Annotated in this window: 21 protein-coding genes; 1 reads left to right on the top strand and 20 read right to left on the bottom strand. The window is 67.0% G+C overall.

Features of this window, described 5'->3' with window-relative positions; all coding sequences use genetic code 11:
* Positions 1-7 precede the first annotated feature (7 nt).
* From C935_RS0111320 to C935_RS0111305, 4 genes are all read right to left on the bottom strand, one after another.
* Complete coding sequence (locus C935_RS0111320) at positions 8-985, bottom strand: Nudix family hydrolase (RefSeq protein WP_018862612.1); 978 nt, start codon at positions 983-985, stop codon at positions 8-10.
* Positions 966-2,177: a bifunctional glutamate N-acetyltransferase/amino-acid acetyltransferase ArgJ gene (argJ, locus tag C935_RS0111315; protein WP_026278777.1), complete on the bottom strand. Its 1,212-nt coding sequence runs from the start codon at positions 2,175-2,177 to the stop codon at positions 966-968. The genes C935_RS0111320 and argJ overlap by 20 nt, the downstream gene beginning before the upstream one ends.
* Before the next feature lie 10 nt (positions 2,178-2,187).
* Complete coding sequence (gene secA, locus C935_RS0111310; protein ID WP_018862610.1) at positions 2,188-4,974, bottom strand: preprotein translocase subunit SecA; 2,787 nt, start codon at positions 4,972-4,974, stop codon at positions 2,188-2,190.
* A gap of 127 nt (positions 4,975-5,101) precedes the next feature.
* Positions 5,102-5,992, bottom strand: coding sequence for a M23 family metallopeptidase (locus C935_RS0111305; protein WP_018862609.1), 891 nt, complete (start codon positions 5,990-5,992; stop codon positions 5,102-5,104).
* A gap of 48 nt (positions 5,993-6,040) precedes the next feature.
* On the opposite strand from C935_RS0111305, the gene C935_RS0111300 reads away from it, so the two are divergent.
* The gene (locus tag C935_RS0111300) at positions 6,041-6,469 is read left to right on the top strand and encodes a DciA family protein (RefSeq protein ID WP_018862608.1); all 429 of its coding nucleotides are present in this window, start codon (positions 6,041-6,043) and stop codon (positions 6,467-6,469) included.
* 26 nt (positions 6,470-6,495) lie between these two features.
* Here C935_RS0111300 and lpxC read toward each other — a convergent pair whose 3' ends face one another.
* From lpxC to rsmH, 16 genes are all read right to left on the bottom strand, one after another.
* Positions 6,496-7,419: a UDP-3-O-acyl-N-acetylglucosamine deacetylase gene (gene lpxC / locus C935_RS0111295; protein ID WP_231367711.1), complete on the bottom strand. Its 924-nt coding sequence runs from the start codon at positions 7,417-7,419 to the stop codon at positions 6,496-6,498.
* Positions 7,420-7,539: 120 nt separating this feature from the next.
* On the bottom strand, positions 7,540-8,697 hold the full coding sequence (gene ftsZ, locus C935_RS0111290; protein ID WP_018862606.1) for a cell division protein FtsZ: 1,158 nt from the start codon (positions 8,695-8,697) through the stop codon (positions 7,540-7,542).
* Positions 8,698-8,788: 91 nt separating this feature from the next.
* A complete protein-coding gene (gene ftsA / locus C935_RS0111285) occupies positions 8,789-10,024 on the bottom strand; it encodes a cell division protein FtsA (protein WP_018138012.1) in 1,236 nt (411 codons plus the stop codon).
* Positions 10,025-10,047: 23 nt separating this feature from the next.
* Positions 10,048-10,770: a cell division protein FtsQ/DivIB gene (locus C935_RS0111280; protein ID WP_018862605.1), complete on the bottom strand. Its 723-nt coding sequence runs from the start codon at positions 10,768-10,770 to the stop codon at positions 10,048-10,050.
* A gap of 59 nt (positions 10,771-10,829) precedes the next feature.
* Positions 10,830-11,771: a D-alanine--D-alanine ligase gene (locus C935_RS0111275; protein WP_018862604.1), complete on the bottom strand. Its 942-nt coding sequence runs from the start codon at positions 11,769-11,771 to the stop codon at positions 10,830-10,832.
* Complete coding sequence (gene murB / locus C935_RS0111270) at positions 11,768-12,727, bottom strand: UDP-N-acetylmuramate dehydrogenase (protein ID WP_018862603.1); 960 nt, start codon at positions 12,725-12,727, stop codon at positions 11,768-11,770. Before murB ends, C935_RS0111275 begins: the two co-directional genes overlap by 4 nt.
* Positions 12,724-14,157, bottom strand: coding sequence for a UDP-N-acetylmuramate--L-alanine ligase (gene murC / locus C935_RS0111265; RefSeq protein ID WP_018862602.1), 1,434 nt, complete (start codon positions 14,155-14,157; stop codon positions 12,724-12,726). The genes murB and murC overlap by 4 nt, the downstream gene beginning before the upstream one ends.
* On the bottom strand, positions 14,154-15,254 hold the full coding sequence (gene murG, locus C935_RS0111260) for an undecaprenyldiphospho-muramoylpentapeptide beta-N-acetylglucosaminyltransferase (RefSeq protein WP_018862601.1): 1,101 nt from the start codon (positions 15,252-15,254) through the stop codon (positions 14,154-14,156). The genes murC and murG overlap by 4 nt, the downstream gene beginning before the upstream one ends.
* On the bottom strand, positions 15,251-16,453 hold the full coding sequence (gene ftsW / locus C935_RS0111255; protein ID WP_018862600.1) for a putative lipid II flippase FtsW: 1,203 nt from the start codon (positions 16,451-16,453) through the stop codon (positions 15,251-15,253). Before ftsW ends, murG begins: the two co-directional genes overlap by 4 nt.
* Complete coding sequence (gene murD / locus C935_RS0111250) at positions 16,450-17,796, bottom strand: UDP-N-acetylmuramoyl-L-alanine--D-glutamate ligase (protein ID WP_018862599.1); 1,347 nt, start codon at positions 17,794-17,796, stop codon at positions 16,450-16,452. Before murD ends, ftsW begins: the two co-directional genes overlap by 4 nt.
* Before the next feature lie 4 nt (positions 17,797-17,800).
* Positions 17,801-18,883, bottom strand: coding sequence for a phospho-N-acetylmuramoyl-pentapeptide-transferase (gene mraY, locus C935_RS0111245; RefSeq protein ID WP_018862598.1), 1,083 nt, complete (start codon positions 18,881-18,883; stop codon positions 17,801-17,803).
* The gene (gene murF / locus C935_RS0111240) at positions 18,864-20,237 is read right to left on the bottom strand and encodes a UDP-N-acetylmuramoyl-tripeptide--D-alanyl-D-alanine ligase (RefSeq protein ID WP_018862597.1); all 1,374 of its coding nucleotides are present in this window, start codon (positions 20,235-20,237) and stop codon (positions 18,864-18,866) included. Before murF ends, mraY begins: the two co-directional genes overlap by 20 nt.
* Positions 20,234-21,751: a UDP-N-acetylmuramoyl-L-alanyl-D-glutamate--2,6-diaminopimelate ligase gene (locus tag C935_RS0111235; protein WP_018862596.1), complete on the bottom strand. Its 1,518-nt coding sequence runs from the start codon at positions 21,749-21,751 to the stop codon at positions 20,234-20,236. Before C935_RS0111235 ends, murF begins: the two co-directional genes overlap by 4 nt.
* On the bottom strand, positions 21,748-23,463 hold the full coding sequence (locus tag C935_RS0111230) for a penicillin-binding protein 2 (RefSeq protein WP_018862595.1): 1,716 nt from the start codon (positions 23,461-23,463) through the stop codon (positions 21,748-21,750). Before C935_RS0111230 ends, C935_RS0111235 begins: the two co-directional genes overlap by 4 nt.
* Complete coding sequence (gene ftsL / locus C935_RS0111225) at positions 23,451-23,735, bottom strand: cell division protein FtsL (protein ID WP_018862594.1); 285 nt, start codon at positions 23,733-23,735, stop codon at positions 23,451-23,453. Before ftsL ends, C935_RS0111230 begins: the two co-directional genes overlap by 13 nt.
* Positions 23,735-24,661, bottom strand: a complete 927-nt coding sequence (gene rsmH, locus C935_RS0111220; protein ID WP_038040618.1) for a 16S rRNA (cytosine(1402)-N(4))-methyltransferase RsmH — start codon at positions 24,659-24,661, stop codon at positions 23,735-23,737. The genes ftsL and rsmH overlap by 1 nt, the downstream gene beginning before the upstream one ends.
* Position 24,662: the final 1 nt, after the last annotated feature.

Genomic DNA, 24,662 nt, shown 5'->3' with positions numbered 1-24,662 from the left:
GAGAGGCTTAGCCCAGCAATCCCCGGATCGCCGCGATACCCTGCGCGCCAAGGGCCCGAGCGCGCTCCAGGTCACCCTCCTGCATGCCACCAAGGGCATAAACCGGGATTCCCGCCTCGCGCACCTGCTCGGCAAACGCCTCCCATCCCATACCGGGCACACCACGGTGGGATGCGGTGGCCCGGACCGGACTCAAGACCGCGAAATCGAGCCCCAACCGGGTGGCCATGGACAGCCCCTCGGCATCGTGCACCGAAGCGGCTACCGGTCCCGACACCACCGGGCGCGCGGAGCACTCACGCCAGCGCCGTTCCGGCAGGTGCCAGCCCACACCCGGGAGATCGTCTACCCACGCCCACGGTGCATTCGCGAGTAGCGGGATGCCACGGGCATGGGCGAAGCCATACAGCGGCTCGATCAGGGCACGGTAATCCGCCCGCCCCAGACTCGGGGCACGCACCTGCAACATAGGGCTGGTCAAGCGAGCCAGCGCCGTCTGGACCTGTTCGACCACCGTCGGGATCTCCGCCGCACTAGTGGGCTCCGGGGTGATCAGATAGCGATGCGGCAGGACCAGGGCCTGGAACATCGGATGGTTGGCGGCGGGGAAATCCGTCGGGTCCAGAGTGCCGGGATCACGCCAGGCCCATTCCTGGCCCTCGCGGCCATGCACCTCGCCCGACCAGTCCGTCACCCGGAACACGCGCAGGGCCACGGAGCACTCGGAAAAGTCATGACGCACGGTCAGGCACTGAACACCCGCATGAACGAGAATCCCAAGCTCCTCGTGCAGCTCGCGCGCGAGGCCCGCGAAGGCGCTCTCGCCCGAGTCGATCTTGCCGCCAGGAAACTCCCAGAAGCCGGCCAGGTGCCGGCCCGCCAGCCGACGGCTGACCAGAACCCGCCCCGTCGCATCAAGGACCAGCCCCACCGCAACTTCCAGTGGAGAGTCGGGATCCACCGGCTCAGGACCGGTATTCGGCATTGATACGAACGTACTCGTGGGAGAAGTCACAGGTGTACTTGCGGGCGACTGCGGGACCTCGACCGAGCGCGATGCGGATCTCGATCTCGTCCTGCGCGAAGGCCTGCTGCCCGGCTGCCTCGGTGTAGCCCGGGGAACGCCCGCCCCCGCGCACAATCTCGACATCATTTACGGTGATGGCGACCTGCTCGATCACCAGATCCGTGACGCCGGCGCGACCGACTGCGGCCAGGATGCGCCCCCAATTGGGATCGGACGCGAACAGAGCGGTCTTGACCAGGGGCGACAGGGCCACGGTTTCGGCCACCCGTGCGGCCTCGGCTTCGTCACGTGCCGACTCAACCACCACGGTCACGAACTTGGTCGCACCTTCACCGTCACGCACGATCGCCTGGGCGAGTTCGAGGCACAGCCCCCCGAGAGCGCGCGTAAAAGCCTCGCGGTCCTCGGTCGTGGCCAGCGCCGCACCACTGGCACCCGAGGCCATGCAGACGAGCGCATCGTTGGTGGAGGTATCGCCATCCACCGTAATGGCATTGAAACTGTCCGCATTCGCTTCGCGCAGCAAAGGCAGCAGATCGGCTTCGGTGATGGCGAGATCGGTCCCGATGAACCCGAGCATGGTGGCCATGTTCGGGTGAATCATCCCCGAGCCCTTGGCGATCCCGGTCAGAGTCACGCTACCGCCCGAGAGCTCGATGCGACGACTGCCGCCTTTGAGCACGGTATCCGTGGTCATGATTGCGCGGCCCGCCTGCATCCAGCCATTCGGGACCATAGCGGCGTACAGTGTAGGCAAGGCCGTGGTGATCCGCTCGACTGGCAATGGCTCGCCGATCACGCCGGTGGAAAACGGCAACACCGTGCGAGCTTCGCCACCCACCACATCGGCGACCGCCTCACAGCAGGCCCGCGCAGCGGCGAGTCCCGGCTCGCCGGTACCGGCATTGGCGTTGCCCGCGTTGATCAGCAGCCAGCGGCCCGAAGTCACAGCCTGGTGGTCGCGGGCCACGATGACCGGAGCAGCGCAGAAGGCGTTGGTGGTGTACAGCGCGGCAATGGCGGCATCCGGCCCCGCGTCGATCAACACCAGGTCATCGCGTCCGGCGTAGCGGATACCCGCTGCCGTCGTGGCCAGACGGATGCCCGGCACCGGCAGTAATGTATCCGGGGGTTGCAGCCCAACGGCCATACCTAGACGCTCAGAGCTTGCCGTGGCACTGCTTGTACTTCTTGCCCGAACCGCACCAGCAGGGTTCGTTGCGACCGAGTTTGGGGCCCTCCCGACGATAAGGCGTATCGCCAGTGGCCACCGGCTCGCGTTCCCCCGTCCCGGTATCCAGCGCGCTGTCCGGGTTCTCGTGCTGGAACTTCATGTCCGACTCGGCCGGCGCCTTCTTTTTCGGCTGCAACGCCTCGACCTCTTCGGGTGAACGCAGCTGGATGCGCAGCAAGTACTTGATGACATCGTGCTTGATGCGCTCCAGCAGGGTCTGGAACATCGCAAAGGCTTCTTTCTTGTATTCCTGCTTCGGGTTGCGCTGCGCGTACCCGCGCAGCCCGATGCCCTGACGCAGGTAATCCATCGCCGCCAGATGTTCCTTCCACTGGGTATCCAGAACCTGCAGCATCATGTCGCGCTGCAGGCGATTCATCGTGGTGTCGCCCAACTGTTCGCGCTTGCCGGCGAGCAGCGTGCGGGCATGCTCGACAATGCGCTCGCGCAGCGGCTCCTCGTGCAGATCGTCCTCATCTTCCAGCCACTGCTTCACGGGAAGCTCGATCCCGAACTCCCCGGCCAGGGCCTGCTCCAGGCCCGCGACGTCCCATTCGTCCTCGATCGAGCCCGGCGGGATGTACTCGCTGATCTGGGCATTGACCACGTCGCCGAGCAACGCGTCGATGGTATCGCTGATGTCCTCGGTGGTCAGCAGTTCCGCCCGCTGCTCGTAGATCACCCGCCGCTGGTCATTCGCGACGTCGTCGTACTCCAGCAGTTGTTTGCGGATATCAAAGTTGTGCGCCTCGACCTTGCGCTGGGCGTTCTCGATCGCGCGCGAGACCCAGGCGTTCTCGATCGCCTCGCCCTCCTTCATGCCCAGGCGCTGCATCAGCCCGCGCACGCGCTCGGAGGCGAACACCCGCATCAGGTTGTCTTCCAGCGAGAGGAAGAAGCGGCTGGACCCCGGATCGCCCTGGCGCCCGGAACGACCACGCAACTGGTTGTCGATACGGCGGGATTCGTGGCGCTCGGAACCGATAATGTGCAGGCCGCCGGACTCGAGCACGGCATCGTGGCGCTTCTGCCAGTCGGCCTTGATCTTCTCCTGCGTCTCGGTGTCGTCCGGATCCGCTTCGGCCAGCTCGGCATCCAGCGATCCGCCCAGCACGATGTCGGTCCCGCGACCGGCCATGTTGGTCGCCAGCGTGATCGCGCCCGGGCGCCCGGCATGGGCAATGATCGCGGCCTCGCGCTCGTGCTGCTTCGCGTTGAGCACCTCGAACTTGATCCCGGTCTTTTTCAGGGCCTGGGCCAGGCGCTCGGAGGCCTCGACGGATGCGGTGCCGACCAGCACGGGCTGGCCACGATCCACGCACCACTGGATCTCCTTGATGATCGCCTGGTACTTCTCCTCCTGGGTCAGATAGACGAGGTCCTGCATGTCGTCGCGCACCAGCGGCTTGTTGCCGGGCACCACCACGACTTCGAGACCATAGATCGTCTGGAACTCGTAGGCCTCGGTGTCCGCGGTCCCGGTCATGCCAGACAGCTTTTCGTACAGGCGGAAGTAATTCTGGAAGGTGATCGAGGCCAGCGTCTGGTTCTCGCGCTGGATCGGCACGCCTTCCTTCGCCTCGATCGCCTGATGCAGGCCCTCGGACCAGCGCCGGCCGCCCATGATACGGCCGGTGAATTCGTCGATGATCTGTACCTTGTTGTCGCGCACCAGATAGTCGACATCCCGATGGAACAGGGCGTGGGCCCGCAGCGCGGCGTTCAGGTGATGCAGGACCTGGATCGAACCGGCGTCGTACAGGGACTGGTATTCCTCCAGCAAGCCCTCCTCGCGCAGCAACTGCTCGGCCTTCTCGTGACCGTCCTCGCTCAAAAAGACCTGCTTGGCTTTCTCGTCGACGTAGTAGTCGCCCTCGCTCTCCTCGTCCTCCTGACGGGTGAGCTGGGGCGGGATCTTGTTCAGCCGCTCATACAGCTCGGAGCTGTCGCCGCTGGGGCCGGAGATGATCAGCGGGGTCCGGGCCTCGTCGATCAGGATCGAGTCGACCTCGTCGACTACTGCGAAATTGAGCCCGCGCTGCACGCGCTGATCGGCCGAGAAGGCCATGTTGTCGCGCAGGTAGTCAAAGCCGAACTCGTTGTTGGTGCCGTAGGTGATATCCGCGGCATAGGCCTCGCGGCGGGTCACGGGACGCAGGTGGTCCATCCCCCCTTCCTCGGCCTTGTACTCCGGGTCGTAGAGATACGAAGACGTATCGACACCCTGCCCCCCGGAGGAGTTGACCACGCCAATGCTCAACCCCAGGGCGTGATAGAGCCGCCCCATCCAGGCGGCATCGCGGCGGGCCAGGTAGTCGTTGACCGTAACCACATGTACGCCATCACCAGTCAGGGCGTTGAGGTACACCGGCAACGTGGCGACCAGGGTCTTGCCTTCACCGGTACGCATCTCGGCGATGCGCCCGTCGTTCAGGACCATGCCACCGATCAGCTGCACATCGAAATGGCGCATGCCGAGCACGTGGACGCTCATGGCCCGGCAGACTGCAAAGGCCTCGGGCAGCAGCTTGTCGAGAGACTCGCCGTCCTGGGCGCGCTGGCGCAGTTCCGTGGTCTTGCTGCGAAGCTCCTCGCGTGGCAGGGCCTCCGTGGCTTCCGCCAGGGCGTTTATCTGCTCGACCTGCTTGCGATAACGCTTGATGATGCGGTCGTTGCGACTGCCGAAGAACTTCTGTACGAGCTGCTTGACCATAGGGATCCGCTTGAGGGGGTTTGCTAGAACCCGCCGTTGTCCGAAACCTATCTAGGATAAACCATCCGCCCACCAGCTGCGCGGTGGCGGAGCCGGGAAAGGTTTTCAACGTTCAGTGGACGCTAGCTTAATCGTCCGAGGGCAGGAAATCGTAGGGGTTGACTGCCTGCCCGGCTTTCAGCACCTCGTAATGAAGGTGCGTATCGGTGGCACGCCCCGTACGGCCCATCCGCGCGATGGTGTCACCGGCGCTCACCCGCTGCCCGGGATCGACCAGTAGCTCCGAGTTGTGGGCATAGCGGGTACGCAGGCCACCCCCGTGGTCGATCTCGATCATCTTGCCGTAGGCGTCGCGCTTGCCCGAGAACACGACGATCCCACCACCGGCGGCACGGATCTCAGATCCATGGCTACCGGCGAAATCCATGCCGGAATGGAAGCGCCGCTCACCCGTAAAGGGATCGTTGCGATACCCAAACGCGGAACTGATCCAGGCCTCGTCGTCCACCGGCATGAGCTGCGGGAGCAGGGCCTCACGCGAGGCATCCTCGCGCAGTGTGTCGTCGATCAGGGCCACTGACGCCTGGTGCCGGTTGAGCAGGCGTTCCAGGGCTTGGAGGCGTTCATCCATCGCAACAGGGGAATTCGGGCCCTCGAGCTCGGGGCCACCCTGCCCACCCATCGCGAGCCCCAGCTCGGAGAGGTCCAGGTCGAGGGTCTCGCCGACCGAACGCATACGCAGATCCACACGAGCAAGCTGGCGCTCCAGCGCAACCACACGCTCCGCCAGATGTTTCAGGCCCTCGTGCGCGACCTCGCGCTCGGCGGCCTCGATCACGGCCTGGTCGCTGCCCGGCACCACCGGGACCTGGATGACCTCGCGCTGTTGCTGTCCGACCCAGTAGGCAGCGGCGACCGAGGCCACCACCAGGGCGAGCAGCGTGAAGGCAAGGATCAGGGCGGCACGAAATGGCAGTCGGGTACAAAGGCCATCCGGTCGTAGTACGATCAGTTGCATGCGTTTCTCAATCACTCTTGTACTGTCAGTGTTCGCGGAGCCGCGCCGATGATGCCGCGCCCCGCGAACCGCTTTGTCGCGGCGGACCTGAGCGCTCACTGTTCCCGCGACCGGGAACTGGAACGCGCCCTCGCCCCGCTGGTCGGAGACGAGTTGCAGAGCGGACGCCTGGCGCTGACGCGACAGGGGGCCACCCTGATCGCGGTCTGCGCCGACCGCGCCCTGGCAACCGAGATCCGCTTCCAGCAGCGCGAGCTGCTCAAGACGCTCGCGGCGGCCGGCATCGAGGCCCCCGCCGAGGTGCGTATCCGGCTCGACAGCACGCCGCGCGCGCCGCAACCCGAGCCGGTCGCGGTCCAGCGCGAGATCCCGGAGTCGGCCCGCTCGCTACTCATGCAGACCGCGCGCTCGGTCAGCGACCCGGAACTGGCCGAGGCGCTAAAACGCCTGGCGGCAGTGCCCCCGCAGCGAAGCTAGCCCTCGCTGCACAGGACAGGACCGCCCTAACTGCCAGCGATCGTTGGCGCCAGCTGCCCGAAGGAAATCGGCAGTCGCTCCGAGGGGTCCTCGAAGGTGACCTTTTCCCAGGCCGTCTGGTCCGCTGCCAGTTGGCGAATCAACTGATTGTTGAGGGCGTGTCCGGACTTGTGGCCCGTGAACGCACCGATCAGGCTGTGGCCCAGCAGGTACAGATCACCGACCACGTCGAGGATCTTGTGCTTGACCAGCTCGTTGTCATAGCGCAGACCGTTTTCGTTCAGGATCTTGTAGTCATCGAGCACTACTGCGTTGTCCAGGCTGCCACCCAGTGCCAGCTGATTGGCGCGCAGGGCCTCGATGTCGCGCATGAACCCGAAGGTCCGGGCACGCGAAACCTCCTTCACGAAGGAGGTGGACGAGAAGTCCAGCTCGGCGCGCTGGCTTCCGTCGGTAAACATCGGGTGTTCGAAGTCGATGCAGAAACCGACCTTGAACCCGTCATAGGGGTCGAAGCGCACCCATTTGTCGCCCTCGCGGACTTCCACGCTGCGCTTCACCCGGATGAATTCCTTGGGGGCGTCCTGTTCCTTCAGCCCGGCGGACTGCAACAGGAATACAAACGGCCCGGCACTGCCGTCCATGATCGGGACCTCGGCGGCACTGACATCCACGTGCAGGTTGTCGATGCCCAGCCCCGCGATCGCGGAGAGCAGGTGTTCCACTGTGGAGACGCGCACGTCTCCCTTGACCAGCGTTGTCGACAAGCGCGTGTCGCCCACGTTCTCCGCACGGGCCGGGATTTCCACGACGGGGTCCAGGTCGCTTCGATGGAAGACGATCCCGGTATTCACCGGCGCCGGTCGCAACGTCAGCACGACCTTTTCCCCGGTATGCAGACCCACGCCAGTGGCCCGAATGCTGTTTTTCAGCGTTCTTTGTCGAATCAACGCAGATAACCTCTTGTTTTTAAAGTGCATAGTGGAGCCCGGGCCCTCCCGGGCTCCTCATGCACACAACGATTACCGCATTATTGCAAGTTTCCGCTCTCCCTGCATGCGGCCCCTTGCTCAGTCGGCTTGTTTGCGCAGGAATGCCGGAATATCCAGCACATCAATGCCCTGCTGCTGGTTGTAGTCGACCGCAAGGTTGTCCCCGCCGCGGCGCTTGACCGTCGGCTGATCGAGGTCCACCTCGACATCGGAACCCACTGCGCGCTTCGGTTGGGCATCGACGACGCGCACCTGTGGGCGCTCCTGCTGGGACGACTGGGCGCCCAGACCGGTGGCCACCAGGGTCACGCGGAGCTCGTCGCTCATCTCGGGATCGATCACGGTACCGACCACCACGGTCGCATCCTCGGAGGCGAGGGCCTTCACCGCTTCACCGACCTCCTCGAACTCGCCGATACCGACATCCATGCCCCCGGTGACGTTCACCAGAATCCCGCGGGCACCGGAGATATCGACATCCTCGAGCAGCGGGCTGGCAATCGCGGCCTCGGCAGCCTGACGCGCACGATCCTCGCCGGTACCCGTGCCGGTACCCATCATCGCCATGCCCATCTCGCGCATCACGTTGCGCACGTCGGCAAAGTCGACGTTGATCAGGCCGGGACGGGTGATCAGCTCCGCGATCCCCTGCACCGCACCGAACAGCACGTCATTGGCGGCCTTGAAGGCATCCAGCAGCGTGGTGTTCTTGCCCAGCACGGTCAGCAGCTTCTCGTTCGGGATGGTGATCAGCGAATCGACCTGCTCGGTCAGCGCCTTGATCCCGGACACGGCCACCTGCATGCGCTTCTTGCCCTCGAACGGGAACGGCTTGGTGACCACCGCGACCGTCAGGATGCCCATCTCCTTGGCGATCTGCGCAACGACCGGGGCCGCACCGGTGCCCGTACCGCCACCCATACCGGCGGTAATGAACACCATGTCCGCACCCTGGAGCAGGTCCTGGATGCGCTCGCGATCTTCCAGGGCCGCCTCGCGCCCGACCGACGGATCGGCCCCGGCACCCAGGCCCTTGGTGATATCGCCACCCAGCTGCAGCAGCGTCTTGGAGTCCAGGCTCTTCAGGGCCTGGGCATCGGTATTGGCGCAGATGAAGTCCACGCCGTCGAGTTGCGAGTGAACCATGTGCTGTACGGCATTGCCGCCACCACCCCCAACACCAACGACCTTGATCGTGGCGTTCTGGCTAAAGGTATCCATCAGTTCGAACGTCATGGCTGCGTCCTCTCGATTCGTGTGTACATGTCAGTTGTTTGCCCATGGCCGGAGAGCGGTCCGGCCCCCATAAACCCGGTCGCCCTGATCATCAGAGCTGCCCGGAAAACCAGCGCTTCATGCGCGCCCATACACCCTGGAACCCGCTGCTCACGGGCCGGGCCTCCTGCTCCGCACGCGACTCGCGGGCGTAGAGCAACAGCCCCACCCCCGTCGCGTGGATCGGGTTCTTCACCACATCCAGGAGCCCGGTGACGCGCTGCGGCACCCCCAGGCGTACGGGCATGTGAAAGACCTCTTCGGCGAGGTCCACCACACCTTCCATTCGGGACGAGCCACCGGTGAGCACCACCCCGGCGGCAATCATTTCCTCGGTACCGCTGCGGCGCAGTTCCGCCTGCACCAGCTGCAGCAGCTCCTCGTAGCGCGGCTCGACCACGGAGGCGAGCGTCTGGCGCGACAGCCGGCGCGCGGCGCGATCACCGACACCCGGGACCTCGATGGTCTCGCCCGGGTCGGCCAGCGTGCGCAGCGCACAGGCGTACTTGATCTTGAGTTCATCGGCGTACTGGGTCGGCGTGCGCAGGGCGACCGCGATGTCGTTGGTCACCTGATCCCCGGCAATCGGGATCACCGCGGTGTGCATGATCGCGCCGTGGGCGAACACCGCGATGTCGGTGGTCCCGCCGCCGATGTCCACCAGGCAGACGCCCAGGTCCTTCTCGTCCTCGCTGAGCACCGAATAGCTGGAGGCGAGCTGTTCGAGGATGATGTCGTCCACCCGCAGCCCGCAGCGCTCCACGCACTTGACGATGTTCTGCGCCGCGGACACCGCGCCGGTGACCAGGTGCACCTTGGCCTCCAGCCGCACCCCGGACATCCCGATCGGCTCGCGGATGCCCTCCTGCTCGTCGATGATGTATTCCTGCGGCAGCACGTGGAGGATGCGCTGGTCGGCCGGGATCGCGATCGCGCGGGCGGCATCGATCACCCGATCGACGTCGCCGGCGACCACCTCGCCGTCCTTGATCGCGACCACGCCGGTGGAGTTGTAGCTCTTGATGTGGGAACCGGCGATCCCGGTGTAGACCGAGTGGATCTCGCAGCCGGCCATCAGCTCGGCCTCCTCGACCGCGCGCTGGATCGACTGGACGGTGGACTCGATGTTGACGACCACACCCTTCTTCAGCCCGCGCGACGGCGAGGAGCCGATGCCGATGATCTCGATCTCGCCCTCGTCGGTCAGCTCGCCGACGATCGCCTCGATCTTCGAGGTACCGACATCCAGGCCGACGATCAGTCCGGGTTCCGACTTCTTTGCCATCATCTTTCTGCGTCCTGTCATTCGTGTCATCGGGCGTTGCCGCCGTTGTTGTCCGCTTCCTCGGCCCAGGCCACGGCCAGACCGTGCGGATAGCGCAGGTCCACCCGCGCAATCGGGGCTTCCTCGCGCGCCCGCAGGGCCGGTGCCGCGCGCACCAGCTGGCCCAGCCGATTCAGATTCACGTCACGGCCCATCAGGACCTCGGCGCCATCGGCCAAATGGATGGTCCAGTCATGCCGCTTGCCCTCGTGCACACCCACCACCTCGAACCCGGCATCGGCCAGGCGCGCGGAGACCTCAAGGTAGCGGTGCATCAGCACCACCTGACGGCCGTCCTCGCCGGCCAGTGCGGGCAGGAAATCCCAGTCGGCGAGATCCACCGGTCCGAACAGACGCCCGTGGCGGTCGACCAGGTGGTCGTCGCCCCACTGGGCCACCGGGACCGGCTCGGTCACGTGAATCTCCAGGGTGTCTGGCCAGCGCCGACGCAGCTGCACCGCGTCCACCCAGGGCATCGCCTGCAGCTCCTCACGCAGCACCTCGAGGTCCGTACCCACGAATCCCGGCGCATGCGCCCGCACCTGTTCGAGGATCGCGTCCGTGTCGGCATGACGCGGCTCGCCGGTAATCTGGATGGAGCCAATCGGCAAGTGCTGGTCCGGATCGAAGTGCAGCCACAGGCTGAAGCCCAGCACCAGCGCCCCGGCCAGTCCCATGCCGGCGAGCAGACGCAGCCCCGGCCCCGTCATGGCCTGCAGCCGCGACGGCCCGGCTGGCCGCCGCGCGGGTCGCGTTGTGCGTCGCGCGTTCAACGCAGCCCTCCGCATTCGAAGCTGGAATCGAGGATGCGCAGGCACAGTTCGTCGAAGTCGATGCCCGCATGCGCGGCGGCCTTCGGCACCAGCGAGTGGTCGGTCATACCGGGGATGGTGTTGACCTCGATCAGGAAGTTTTCGCCATGTTCGTCCTGCAGGATGTCCACCCGGCCCCAGCCACAGCCCTCGAGGGCGGCAAAGGCGGCGATTGCCAGCGACTGCAGCTCCAGTTGCGCACTGCGCGACAGGTCCGGGGGCGGGCACAGGTAGCCGGTATCGTCCGCCTCGTACTTCGCGTGGTAGTCGTAGAATCCGGTCGCCGCGCGGATCTCGATCACCGGCAGGGGCTCGTTACCGAGCACCGCAACGGTGTATTCGCGTCCGGTGATCCACTGCTCGGCGAACACCTGCCCCGGCTGCACGCGCGCCGCATCAAAGGCAGCCGGCAGGTCCTCGGCACGATCAACTCGTGTGATACCCAGGCTGGAACCACCGCGCGCGGGCTTCACGATCAATGGCAGGCCGAGGGCGTCGGCCACCGCCTCCGGATCGAAGCCCGGCGTCAGCAGCCGATAGGGCGCACTCGGGAGGTTCGTGCCCGCCCAGAGGCGCTTGCAGGCCAGCTTGTCCATGCCCAGCGCCGAGCCGAGGACCCCGGTCCCGGTGTAGGGCATGCCGGCCATGTCAAGACAGCCCTGCAGTGTCCCGTCTTCGCCGCACTCGCCATGCAGCGCGATGAACACCCGGTCGTAGCCCTCCAGTGCCATGCAGCGCGCCGTCTCGGGTGTGAGATCGACAGCATGGGCATCGACGCCCTGGCGGCACAGCGCGGCCAGCACGGCATTGCCACTCTTGAGCGAGATGTCCCGCTCGCCGGACCAGCCCCCCATCAGGACCGCCACGCGCCCGTAGTCTTCCGGTTTGCGCCTGCTCATTGTCTTCCCTCGATTGTCTCGTCCATGGGGCCCGGTCGACCCAGCAGCCGCACCTCGGGCTCCAGGCGTACACCCAAGCGCCGCTCCACCTCGCTTTGGGCATGGTTCAGCAGCCACTCGATGTCGGCGGCCTGCGCCGAACCATCGTGGGTAATGAAGTTCGCGTGCTTGGAGGAAATCTCCGCGCCGCCGTGACGCAGCCCCTTCAACCCCGCCGCCTCGATCAGGCGCGCGGCGTGATCGCCGGGCGGGTTGCGGAACACCGATCCGCACGACGGCAGACCCAGCGGCTGCTTGCGCGAACGCTCCCGCAGGAGCTCCTTGATACGTGCCGTGCCAGCAGCCGGATCGCCCGGCTCCAGCTGCAGCACACCGCCGGTAAACCACTCGTCCGGGCCCTCCACGCTGCGATAGCCAATGCGGTACTCGCCCGGCTCGCGCTGGTGTTCCTGTCCGGTGGCATCCACGGTGGATACCGACTCGACCAGCGGCCAGATCTCGCCGCCCCAGGCCCCCGCGTTCATGCGCAAGGCACCGCCCAGGGTGCCCGGGATGCCGGCCAGGAATTCACCGCCTACCAGTCCCTGACGGGCGCAGAACCGTGCGGCCTGGGCGCAGGCAAGCCCTGCTCCGAGCCACACGCGGTTGCCCTCCAGACGCTCGCGCTCGTTGATCACACCGGACAGGTGGACCACCAGTCCTTCGATGCCGCCGTCGCGGATCAGCACGTTGCTGCCCAGCCCCAGGAAGGTGACCGGCATCGCGGGGGCCTGGCGAGCGTGATCCGCCAGCGCCGACACCAGGTCGGCCCGATCCACCGGCCGGAACAGCCAGTCAGCCGGACCGCCCACACGCCAGGAAGTCAGCCCCGCCAGCGGGGCATCGGGCCGCACCTCGCCCCGAGGGGCATGTGCAAACGGGCCGTCCACCGGTTCCACCGCGCGTGCCGCCATCATGTCGTCCCCCCGGAGCGCTTCGCCCCCAGCTGTTCCGGTAACAGGCTGGCCAGCCGGCCGATATCGCCGGCCCCCTGGGTGATCACGACGTCGTTCGACTTCAGCATCCCCGACAGGACGTCGGCGACGTCGGCCGCATGCTCGACGAACACCGGCTCGACCTGCCCACGCAGACGGATCGCACGGGCAAGGCTGCGGCCATCGGCGCTGGGGATCGGCTCCTCGCCGGCGGGATACACCTCCAGCAGGATCAGCACATCGGCCTCGGACAAGGCCTCGGCGAAATCCTCGAACAGGTCGCGGGTGCGCGTGTAACGGTGCGGCTGGAACACGGTGATACGCCGCCGGTCGGGCCAGGCGTCACGTGCCGCGGCCTGGGTCGCTGCAATCTCGCGCGGGTGATGGCCGTAGTCGTCGACCAGGGTCAGCGGACCCTGCGCGGTCTCGAGCTCCTGCACCTGGAAGCGCCGCCCGATCCCCTGGAAGCGCTCGAGCGCCGCCTGGATTGCCTCGGGGGCAACCTCCAACTCGTGCGCGACGGCCGCCGCGGCCAGGGCGTTGAGCACGTTGTGCCGCCCGGGCAGGTTCAGGGTGACCGGGAACGCGGTCTGCCCCGGCAGCTTCAGGTCGAAGAACATGCGGACGCCTTCCTGGCGCACGTTCAGGGCGCGCACATCGGCTTCCGCCTCGATGCCGTAGGTCAGACGCGGGCGCTCCAGTTCGGGATAGAGATCGCGCACCTGCGGGTCGTCCGCGCAAAGCACGGCGATGCCGTAGAACGGCAGGTGATGCAGGAACTCCAGGAAGGTCGCCCGCAGGTTGCCGAAGTCGTTGCCGTAGGTCCCGAGGTGGTCGGCATCGATGTTGGTCACGATGCTGATCATCGGCTGCAGGTGCAGGAACGAGGCGTCGCTCTCGTCGGCCTCGGCCACCAGGTAGTCGCCCGCCCCCAGGTTCGAGTGACTGGCGGTGCTGTTCAGCCGACCGCCAATCACGAAGGTGGGATCCATGCCGGCCTCGGCGAGGACGCTTGCCACCAGGCTGGTCGTGGTGGTCTTGCCGTGGGTACCGGCCACTGCGATGCCGTAGCGAAAGCGCATCAGCTCCGCGAGCATTTCTGCGCGCCGCACGATCGGGATCCCGCGGCGGCGGGCCGCCTGCACCTCGGGGTTGGAAGGGTCGATCGCGCTGGAGACAACCAGCACGTCGGCCTCGGCAACATTCTCTTCGGTATGGGCGGGGGCCACCGGGATGCCCATTCCAGTCAGCCGCGCGACCATTGCCGACTGCCCGAGATCCGATCCGGAGACCTCGTAGCCCAGCTGATGCAGGACCTCGGCGATCCCGCTCATGCCGGAACCACCGATCCCGACACAGTGAATACGGCGGATGCGGCGCATCGCGTGGCGTGGCAGGCGCGGGGCGTTCATGAGCTCTTCCTCCCGCGCCGGGCATTGGCCATCTCCAGGCAGGCCTCGGCCAGACGCTCGGCGGTGTCCGGGCAGGCCTGTTCGCGGGCCAGGCGCGCGCGCGCGCGCAGGGCCTCGCGCCCCAACGGACGCACGATCTTGGCGATCCGCTCGGGCGTCAGATCGGCATCCGCCAGGCACCAGGCCGCACCCGCCTCGACCAGGGCGCGGGCATTCGCGGTCTGGTGATCGTCGACCGCATGCGGATAGGGCACGAACAAGGTCGGGACCCCGGCCGCCGCAACCTCGGCCACGGTCAACGCACCAGCGCGGCAGATCACCAGATCCGCCCAGGCATAGGCCTCGGCCATGTCGTCGATGAACGGGGTTACCTCATATTCCAGTGCGGTCTCGGCATAGGCCGCGCGCGCCTCGTCCAGCGTGCGCTCCCCGGCCTGGTGGCGAATGATCAGCGGCTGCGCGTCGCGGGCCTGCTCGAGCCCCGCCGGCACGATGCGGTTCAGCGAGCGCGCCCCAAGGCTGCCACCCAGTATCAGCAGCCGCAGCGGGCCGGACCGCTCGTCGAAGCGCTGCTCCGGCTCCGGCAACGCGGCAATCTCCGCGCGCACCGGATTGCCCACTACGGTCACCGTATGGCGCTCCGGGAAGGCATGATCGAAGCCCGCATAGACCCGGTCCGCGATGCGCGCCAGCCAGCGGTTGGTCAGACCAGCCACCGCGTTCTGCTCATGGATCGCCAGCGGGCGGCCCAGCGCGGCGGCCATCAGGCCACCGGGACCGGCCGCGAAGCCACCAAAGCCGATCACCGCGGCCGGGCGCAACCGGGTAATCAGGGCCAACGCCGCCCACAGCGAGATCCCGAGGCGCCAGGGCGCCAGCAGCAGCCCCATCAGGCCCTTGCCGCGCACCCCACTGATCGGAAGGGTGTGCAGCTCGATTCCCGCCGCAGGCACCAGACGCGTCTCGATCCCGCGCGCGCTGCCCAGCCAGAGGACCTCGGCGCCACGGGCGCGCAGGGCCTCGGCGACGGCCAGTCCCGGAAATACGTGTCCGCCGGTACCGCCGGCCATAATCAGGATGCGCAGGGGATTGTTCATGCCCGCCCCCTCTTGCGCCGCGGCGAGGTCGACTGGCGCGGGGCCGGGATCTGCGCCTCGCGATAAACCCGCATCACCAGACCGATCGCCATCAGCGAGACGATCAGCGAACTGCCGCCGTAGCTGAGAAACGGCAGGGTCATACCCTTGGTCGGCAGCAGGCCCATGTTGACGGCGACGTTGAGAGCGCTTTGCAGCGCCAGCCAGATTGCGACGCCGAAGGCCAGGTGCGAACCGAATGCATGGCCCGCACGCTCCGCCCAGAGTCCAATCTTCACGCAGCGCCAGACCACGACTGCAAACAGCGCGATCAGGGCAATCACACCGACAAATCCGAACTCCTCGGCGAAGACCGCGAACAGGAAGTCGTTGTGGGCCTCCGGCAGGTAGAACAGCTTCTGCACGCTGTTCCCCAGACCGGCACCGAACCAGCCACCCGAGCCGATCGCGATCAGCGACTGTGTCAGCTGGAAGCCGGTCGCGAACGGGTCCTGCCAGGGGTCCAGGAACGCGGTCAGACGCGCGACCCGATAAGGGGCGGCCACCGCGACGAACGCCATCCCCACCGCGATGGTCGCGCCCAGCGCGACGAACTGCCACAACTTGGCGCCAGCCAGGAACAGCATGCCCATGCCGATCGCCAGCATGATGGCCGCGCCGCCAAAGTCCGGTTGCAGCAGCAGGAGCACCGTCCCGAACCCGAGTACGACCAGAGGACGTACAAAGCCCAGCAGGTGCAGCCGCAGAGTGGAGTAGTGGCGCACGATGTAGCCGGCCAGGTACATCACCACCAGCAGCTTCACCGGTTCGGCCACCTGGAGATTGAACATGCCGATCGGGATCCAGCGGGTGGCACCATTAACCGTCCGGCCCACGCCCGGCAGCAACACCGCTATCAGCAGCACCATCACCAGGATCAGTAACCACGGCCCGGCGCGCTCCCAGCGCTGCAGCGGGACCGTCCACATGAGCGTTGCCAGCGCCAACCCGATGGCAGCGAACAGAACCTGGCGCTGGAAGAAGTGCCAGGTATTGGCGAAGTAGCGCTCGCCGAGATCCATCGAGGCAGAAGCCACCATGATCAGGCCAAGCCCCAGCAGCAACGCGGACGCGGCCAGCAGCGGGAGATCCACGCTGTTGCGCAACCCGTCGAGCGAGTCGCGCGAAGGCAGGCCGAGGGGCAGCGATCCGGTACTCATGCCGCTCGCTCCCGCACGGCCCGCGCGAAATCGTCGCCGCGTGCCTGGTAGTTCTCGTACATGTCGAGGCTCGCGCAACCCGGCGAGAGCAGTACGGTGTCGCCGGGCTGCGCCCAGGCGGCCGCCTGCTCGACGGCGGCAGTCATGTCGTCCACCCGCTGAACCGGCACCACTGAGGCCAGCGCCCGGGCGATCAACGGGGCATCCTCGCCAAGCAGCACCACGCCCCGGACCTTGCCGGGTACGTAGTCAGCCAGCGGCGAAAAGTCCTGCCCCTTGCCCTGGCCGCCGGCGATCAGTACCAGCGGCCCCGGCGTGCCCCGCAGCGCGGCGAGGGTCGCGCCCACGTTGGTGCCCTTGGAATCGTTGATGTAGTCGACCTCGGCCACCCGCGCGATCCACTGCGAGCGGTGCGGCAGGCCCGCGAAATCCGCCAGCGCGGCCAGCGCCTCCGCGCGTTGCTGCGGCGACTCCAGCCACGGCCACGCCAGCGCCAGCGCGGCCAGGGCATTGGCCCAGTTGTGTTGCCCGCGCAAACGCAGGCGCGCGGTGGACAACAGGCGTTCCTCGCCACGCACCAGATCTGGTTCGGCCTCGCCCGTGGTCACGCCGAAGTCGGTCAAGGCCAGCGGGGCATCCAGCCCGAACGAGACCACGCGCAGGCCGGCCGGCAGCGGCAACTCGCGCAGCCAGGGGTCATCGCGGTTGAGCACGCCCCGAGCCGCGCGATCGAGGATGCGGGCCTTGGCCCCAATATAAGCGCCGAGGTCCGGATAGCGATCCATGTGATCGGGCGAGATATTCAGAATCGCGGCTCCGGCCGGCGCCAGGTGCTCGCTGCGTTCGAGCTGGAAGCTCGACAGTTCCAGGACATAGACCTCCACCGCCGGGTCCAGGAGATCCAACGCCGGGGTGCCGAAGTTACCGCCGATCGCTACGTTGCGGCCGGTGGCCCTCAGGATCTCACCTACCAGGGCGGTGACCGTGCTCTTACCGTTGGAACCGGTGATCGCGATAACCGGAGCCCGTGCCACTTCTGCAAACAGGTCGATGTCACCGGTGATCACCGCACCCGCTGTGCGGGCCTGTTCGACGCCCGGGTGCTCTAGCGCAACACCCGGGGAGACGATCAGCCGCTCATAGCGAGAGGCCTCAAGCCCGTCCAGCGGTCCGGCCCAGGCCTCGGCCAGCCAAGTGGCGTCGACCCCGGCCGCCAGCGCCGGTGGATCGCGACGCGTGTCGGTGATCGCAAAGGCCTCACCACGCGCACGCAGGAATCGGGCGACGGACTGCCCCGTCGCTCCGGTTCCCACGATCAGGTTGTGCGGCTGTGGCTTCGACATGGCGTCAGCGGATCTTCAGGGTCGCGAGACCGATCAGGACGAACACAACGGTGAGGATCCAGAAGCGCACGATCACACGCGGTTCCGGCCAGCCCTTGAGTTCGAAATGGTGATGCAGCGGCGCCATACGGAAGATGCGCCGCCCGGTGAGCTTGAACGAGGCGACCTGCAACATTACCGACAGCGTCTCCAGCACGAAGATGCCGCCCATGATCAGGAGCACGATCTCCTGGCGGGTCAGGATCGCCATCATGCCTAGTGCCGCCCCCAGGGCCAGGGCTCCGACATCCCCCATGAAGACCTGGGCGGGATAGGCGTTGAACCACAGAAACCCGAGTCCGGCCCCGACCAGTGCAGCGGCAAAAATGCCCACCTCCCCCACGCCCGGGACCGCCGGGATCTGCAGGTACTCGGCAAACACCGCGTGCCCCGCCGCATAGGCAAACACTCCAAGGGCCCCGGCCACCAGTACGGCCGGCATGATCGCCAGGCCATCGAGACCGTCGGTCAAGTTGACGGCATTGGAAGATCCGACCACGACCAGCCAGACCAGCGGGATAAACAGCCAGCCGAGATGAAACTCGAACTCCTTGAAAAAGGGGAGATAGAAGCTCGTCTCCACCGGACTCTGGGCAGTGCCCATGATGACCCCGGCGGCCACCAGCGCGAACAGCGTCTGCCAGAGGATCTTGGCCCTGGCCGTCAGCCCCTTGCTGTTGCCGTAGCGCAGTTTCAGATAATCGTCCCAGCCCCCGACCGCACCAAAGGCCAGCGTGGTCAGCAGCACGATCCAGACAAAGCGGTTGGTCAGGTCGCTCCACAGCAGCGTGGCGACCGCCACCGCGACCAGGATCAGCGCCCCGCCCATGGTCGGCGTGCCGGCCTTGCTCAGGTGTGACTCTGGGCCATCGTCCCGGACCTGCTGGCCCACATTGCCGACTGTCAGCCGACGGATCATCGCCGGACCAATCAGCAATGCGATCGCCAGAGCGGTCACCACGCCCAGGATGGCGCGCAGGGTCAGGTACTGAAAGACCGTGAAGCCACTATGGAACTGCGTTAGATATTCAGTCAGAGCGAACAGCATTCGCAGCCCCCCGCGCCGACTGGGCCAGCTCCAGCCCTTCGATGATTCGTTCCATGTGCTGGCTGCGCGAACCCTTGATCAGAACCGTGGTCTCATCCTCCAGCAGTTCCTGCAGGCGCGCCCGCAAGGCGTCATGATCGTCAAACCACTCCCCCCCCTCGCCAAAGGCCTCGGCGCTGTCGCGCGCGGCCTCGCCCAGGGCCAGGCAGTAGTCCACCCCCATTGCGCAGGCCAGCGCCCCGGTTTCGCGGTGCAGCTCCGGGGTCTCGGCGCCCAGCTCGCCCATCGCACCCAGCACGAGGATGCGCCGACCGGGCATCGCGGCCAGGACCTCGAGCCCCGCTCGCAAGGAATCCGGATTGGCGTTGTAGGTGTCGTCCCAAAGCCGGGCGCCACTGACGTGCCAAAGCTCCTGCAGACGCCCCTGCACCGGTGTCCAGCGCGCCAGCCCGTTGGCGATCGCATCGATCGCCACACCGACCGCATTGGCCGCAGCGGCCGCTGCGACTGCATTGGCAGCGACATGGCGCCCCGGGCTGGCCAAACGCAGGTCTCGACCAGCGCCCAGAATGGTCAGCCGCAGGCAGTCGGGGGCCTGCCACATGCCTTCGATCTCGCCGCCCCCCTCCAGGGAAAACCGCTGGCAATGGTGGTGTTCATTGAGCGACAGCCAGTAGTCCGCGAATGGATCGTCCAGGTTGACCACCGCCGTGCCGCCCTGCGATGGCAGACCGGAATAGATCTCGGCCTTGGCGTGAGCCACGCCCTCGAGACTCCCAAACCCTTCCAGATGGGCACGTCCGGCGTTGGTGATCATCGCGACCATCGGTTCGGTCCAGCGCGCCATGCGGGCAATTTCGCCGGCATGGTTGGCGCCCATCTCGATCACCGCGTAATCGGTATCCTCGGGCATGGCCAGCAGGGTCAGGGGCACGCCGATCTCGTTGTTCAGGTTGCCCTGGGTGGCATGTACCGAACCCACGCCCTCGAGGATGCAGCGCAGCATTTCCTTGGTCGTGGTCTTGCCATTTGATCCGGTCAGCGCAATCACCCGCGCCCGGCTGCGACGGCGCCAATGTTGGGCAAGTCGCCCCAGCGCCTCGCCGGTATCCCCCACCACCACCTGCGGGTGCGGGACGTCCAGCATGCGCTCCACCAGCAAGGCCGCCGCCGGCAGATCGGCCGTGACATGCTCGTGGGCATCAAAACGCGGGCCACGCAGGGCCACGAACAGCCCCCCTTCGAGTGGTTGTCGGGTGTCGGTGAACACCCCCTCGAAGGTGCGTTCCTCACCTGCATTCTCCAGACGCCCGCGCACGGCGTCCGCCAGTTCCTGTCCGGTCATCCGGATCATTGGATCTCCCCCCCACTGTCTCCCGCATTCGCCCCGGCACTGAGCTGTCGGGCCAGGTCGCGATCACTAAACGGATAGAACCGAGTACCCACCTGCTGCGTGGTTTCGTGTCCCTTGCCCGCCAGCAGGATCACGTCACCCGCCCGCGCCTGGGCCACGGCCTCGCGCACTGCCGCCTCCCGGTCGCCCTGCTCGCGACAGGCCCCGGGCCGCTTACAGCCAGCCAGCACGGCGGCGCGGATCGCGGCCGGTTCTTCCGAGCGCGGGTTGTCGTCGGTCACGATCACCTGATCGGCACGAGCGCTAGCGGCCCGCCCCATGGCCGGGCGCTTGGTCACATCGCGATCCCCACCGCAGCCAAAGACGACCATCAGGCGTCCCGTGGTGTGGGGGCGCAGAGCATCCAGCGCCGCGGCCAGGGCCTGCTCGGTGTGGGCATAGTCCACCACCAGCAACGCGCCGCCGGGCAGGTCAAAGCGTTCCATGCGCCCCGGCACCCCACGCAGGCGCGCGATGGCATCGATACCGGCCTGCCAGGAATATCCAAGCGCATGCAGGGCCGCGAGCGTCGCCAGCAGATTCCCCACCTGGAACAGCCCGAACAGCGCCGACGCGACCGGCCATGTCTCGCCTGCCGCCTCCAGCGTGAAACGAATGCCGTCGGCGCCGGCTTCGACATCCCGCGCGACCAGGTCGGCAGCCGAGCCCACAGCGCTGTAGCGCAATGTGCGCCGAGCCGTGGTTTCGCGGACCAGACGCTGCCCGAAGGTGTCGTCGGCATTGACCACGGCGGTTTCCAGGCCTGGCCACGCGAACAGCCGGGCCTTGGCATCGGCATATGCCTGCTGGCTACCGTGAAAGTCCAGATGATCGGAGCCGAGCCGCGTCAGTACGGCCACGCGGACCGGAAGCCCGGCCATACGCCCCTGCTCAAGGCCGTGCGACGAAGCCTCGAGGGCGAGCGCCCGACAGCCGCCAGCGGCCAGCTCGGCCAGGTGCCGGTGCAGATCGATCACGCCCGGGGTCGTGTGGCCACAGTCCTCGAGGGCACCAAACCGTCCCGTGCCGAGCGTCCCTACCACACCCGTGGGGACCCCCAGTTGCTCCAGGGCGCCCGCCACCAACTGACTGACCGACGTCTTGCCATCGGTACCCGTCACCGCGACGACGGGATACTCGTCCGGCCAGGCACCCCAAAGGGCATCGCAGATCGCCGGGAGCGAGGCACGCAGACCGGGGAGATGCAGCACCGGGATATCCAGGGCCGGGGCCGCCTCGGCCTCGTCCCACAGAACAGCCACCGCCCCCTGATCGGCCGCCGCCCGCGCATGGGCAAGGCCGTGTCCCTGGGTCCCGCGCAGGGCCACGAAGACTGCACCCGGGGCCGCCTGGCGGCTGTCCTGAACAAGATCGGTGACGCCCTGATCCGCGACCTCTCGCGGCAATGGCGGCGCAGTAGCGGGCCACAGGCTGCCCAGCGTGGCGACAGACTGGACGGGGCGCGCCGCCATCATGTCGAACCCTCGCGCTCGGCGGCGATCTGCATCGGGATCTCCGGCATCGCATCCGGGCGCACATTGAACATCCGCAGCGCCGAGCCGATCACGTTGCGGAATACCGGCGCGGCCACGGCACCACCGAAGTACGTCCCGGCGTTGGGTTCGTCGATGACCACGGCCATTACGAAACGCGGATCCGAGGCGGGTGCCAGGCCGACAAAGCTGGAGATGTAGCGGTCTTCGGTATAGCCCCCGGGGCCACTCTTGCGGCTGGTACCCGTCTTGCCCGCAATGCGGTACCCATCAATCGCGGCCTGGCGAGCGGTCCCTTCGGAGCCAATGGTGTGCTCCATCATGGCCAGTACACGCTGGGCGGTTTCCGGAGTCATGACACTGGCCGGCTCGCGCAGATCATCGGCGGTGTGGACCAGCCGCACCGGGATGCGCTGGCCCTCGTTGGCAAACGCGGTATAGGACGCGGCCATCTGCAGCGGTGTAATGGACAGTCCGTAGCCATACCCCATCGTGGCCTGCTCGACCTCGCGCCAGGTGGGAAAGTCGCGCAGCCGACCACTGACTTCGCCCGGGAAATGGGTGCCGGAAGACTGGCCGAATCCGGCCTGATGAAGGACCTGCCAGAAGCGATCGGGCGGCATGTCCAGCGCCAGCTTGGTCGCACCAACGTTGCTGGAGCGCGCGATCAGGGTGGTGAGGTCGATGACGCCGTAGTCACGGAAATCACGCACGGTCAAACGCCCGACACGCATGGTGCCCGGGCGAGTATCCAGGGTGACGTTGGGATCGATGATGCCCGCGTCCAGCGCAGCCGCAACGGTAAAGGGCTTGATTACGGACCCCGGCTCCAAGCTGTCCGTCAGTGCACGGTTGCGCGCAAGGTTCGAACGGATCGAGCCACGATTGTTCGGATTGAAGCTCGGCTGATTGACCATCGCCAGGACATCACCCGTGCGAGCATCCAGCAGCACCGCCGACCCACCCTGGGCATCGTGCTCGGCCACCGCGGCCTTCAGTTCGCGGTAGGCCAGATACTGCAGGCGCTGATCGATGGTCAAACGCAGCGTGCGGCCATCACGGGCGGGGCGGATGCTGGCCACATCACGGATGGTACGCCCGTGACGGTCACGCAGAACACGCTTGGCTCCCGGCGAACCCGACAGCCAGTCATTGAAGGCCAGCTCGATACCCTCCTGGCCACGATCGTCAATATCCGTGTAGCCGAGGATGTGCGAGGTCGTTTCGCCATGCGGGTAATAGCGCCGAAACTCGCGCGTCAGCCCCACCCCCTGCACACGCAGGGCCGTCACCTGTTCCGCCTGGGCCGGCAGCATATGGCGACGCAGGTACATGAACTCCCGGCCGGCGCGCGCCTCGATGCGCTCGCCCAGCCAGTCGGCATCGACCTGCAGCGCTTCGGCCAGTTCGGGCCAGCGGTCGCGCTGCTCCAGCAAATCCTTGGGGTTCGCCCAGGCGGTCTGCACCGGAGCCGAGATCGCCAACGGCTCGCCGTTGCGATCGGTCACCATGCCTCGGTTGGCCGACTCGGTCAGCGTGCGCACCTGCCGCTGCTCGCCCTGCTGGGTCAGAAAGTCACGGCTGAGCACCTGCAGATCGATCGCGCGCAGCACCAGGGCCACGAGCACCAGCGCGGACACGACCAGCAGCACCTTCAGGCGCCCATGGCTGACCTGGCGCTTCAGCGCTCCCATGTGCGCCCTCCGATCACCACGATGCGATCCGGCTCGGGCTTGATCATCCCCAGTTCTTCACGAGCCTGCTGCTCGATACGGCCCTGCGTCGCCCAGGTCGATTGCTCGATCTGCAATTGCGTCCATTCCAGATTCAGGGTGTCGCGCTCCGAAAGTTCCGACTGATGCGCGATAAACGCCTGGCGCGCCTCATGCTTGGCCGCGACTACTCCCACGGCGGAGGCGAAGACCCCGGTCGCCAGAATGATCAGGATGAAGCCGCGAAACACCATCAGGTGCGCTCCCCCACGCGCAGCACCGCCGAGCGCGCGCGCGGGTTGCGGCGCTGCTCTTCGGCATCGGCGCGCACGGGCTTTCCGATCTGGCGCCACGGGCGCTCGGGCGTTTCGGGCATCACCGGAAGCCCGCGCGGCAGGCGGGCTTCCGGGCGCGGGCCACGCAGCGCCTGCTTGACCATGCGGTCCTCGAGCGAATGAAAGCTGATCACCACCATCCGCGCGCCCGGGTGCAGGCCCGCCGGGATCGTCTCGAGCCACTGCTCCAACTGCTCGAGCTCCCGGTTCACATGGATCCGCAGGGCCTGAAAGGTGCGTGTAGCCGGATGCTTGCCCGGCTCGCGGCCAGGGACTGCTCGGCGAACGATCTCGGCCAGCTGCGCGGTCCGTGTAATCGGGGCCTCGGCGCGCGCGGCAACGATCGCACGGGCGATGCGGCGGGAATGGCGCTCCTCGCCGTAGTGATAAATCACGTCGGCGATCTCGTCCTGCTCCGCGCGGGCCAGCCAGTCCGCCGCGCTCTCGCCCTGCGTGGGGTCCATGCGCATGTCCAGCGGGCCGTCGTGCTGGAAGCTGAAACCACGCTCGGGAGTGTCCAGTTGAGGGGAAGAGACCCCCAGATCCAGGAACACGCCATCCGGGGTGCGCTCGGGGAAGCGTCGGCGCAGGGTATCGGCCATTGCCGAGAACGGCCCCGGCTCGAAGGAGAAGCGTGGATCGTCCGCAAACGAAGAGGCGGCCGCAGCCGCCTCGGGGTCCCGGTCCATCGCCAGCAGGTTTCCGCCGGCGCCGAGGCGATCGAGAATCGCACGGCTGTGCCCGCCGCGCCCGAAGGTCCCATCCACATAGAACCCGTCAGCGCGCACGGCCAGTCCCTCCAGCACCGCGTCGCGCAGCACCGGGATATGAGCGACGGTTTCCATC

Origin of the sequence: Thioalkalivibrio sp. ALJ3 (assembly GCF_000377205.1) — a bacterium.
In the GTDB taxonomy this organism is placed as follows: domain Bacteria; phylum Pseudomonadota; class Gammaproteobacteria; order Ectothiorhodospirales; family Ectothiorhodospiraceae; genus Thioalkalivibrio.
The sequence above is the reverse complement of the archived record's forward strand: the minus strand, read 5'-3'. Positions and strand labels throughout refer to the sequence as shown.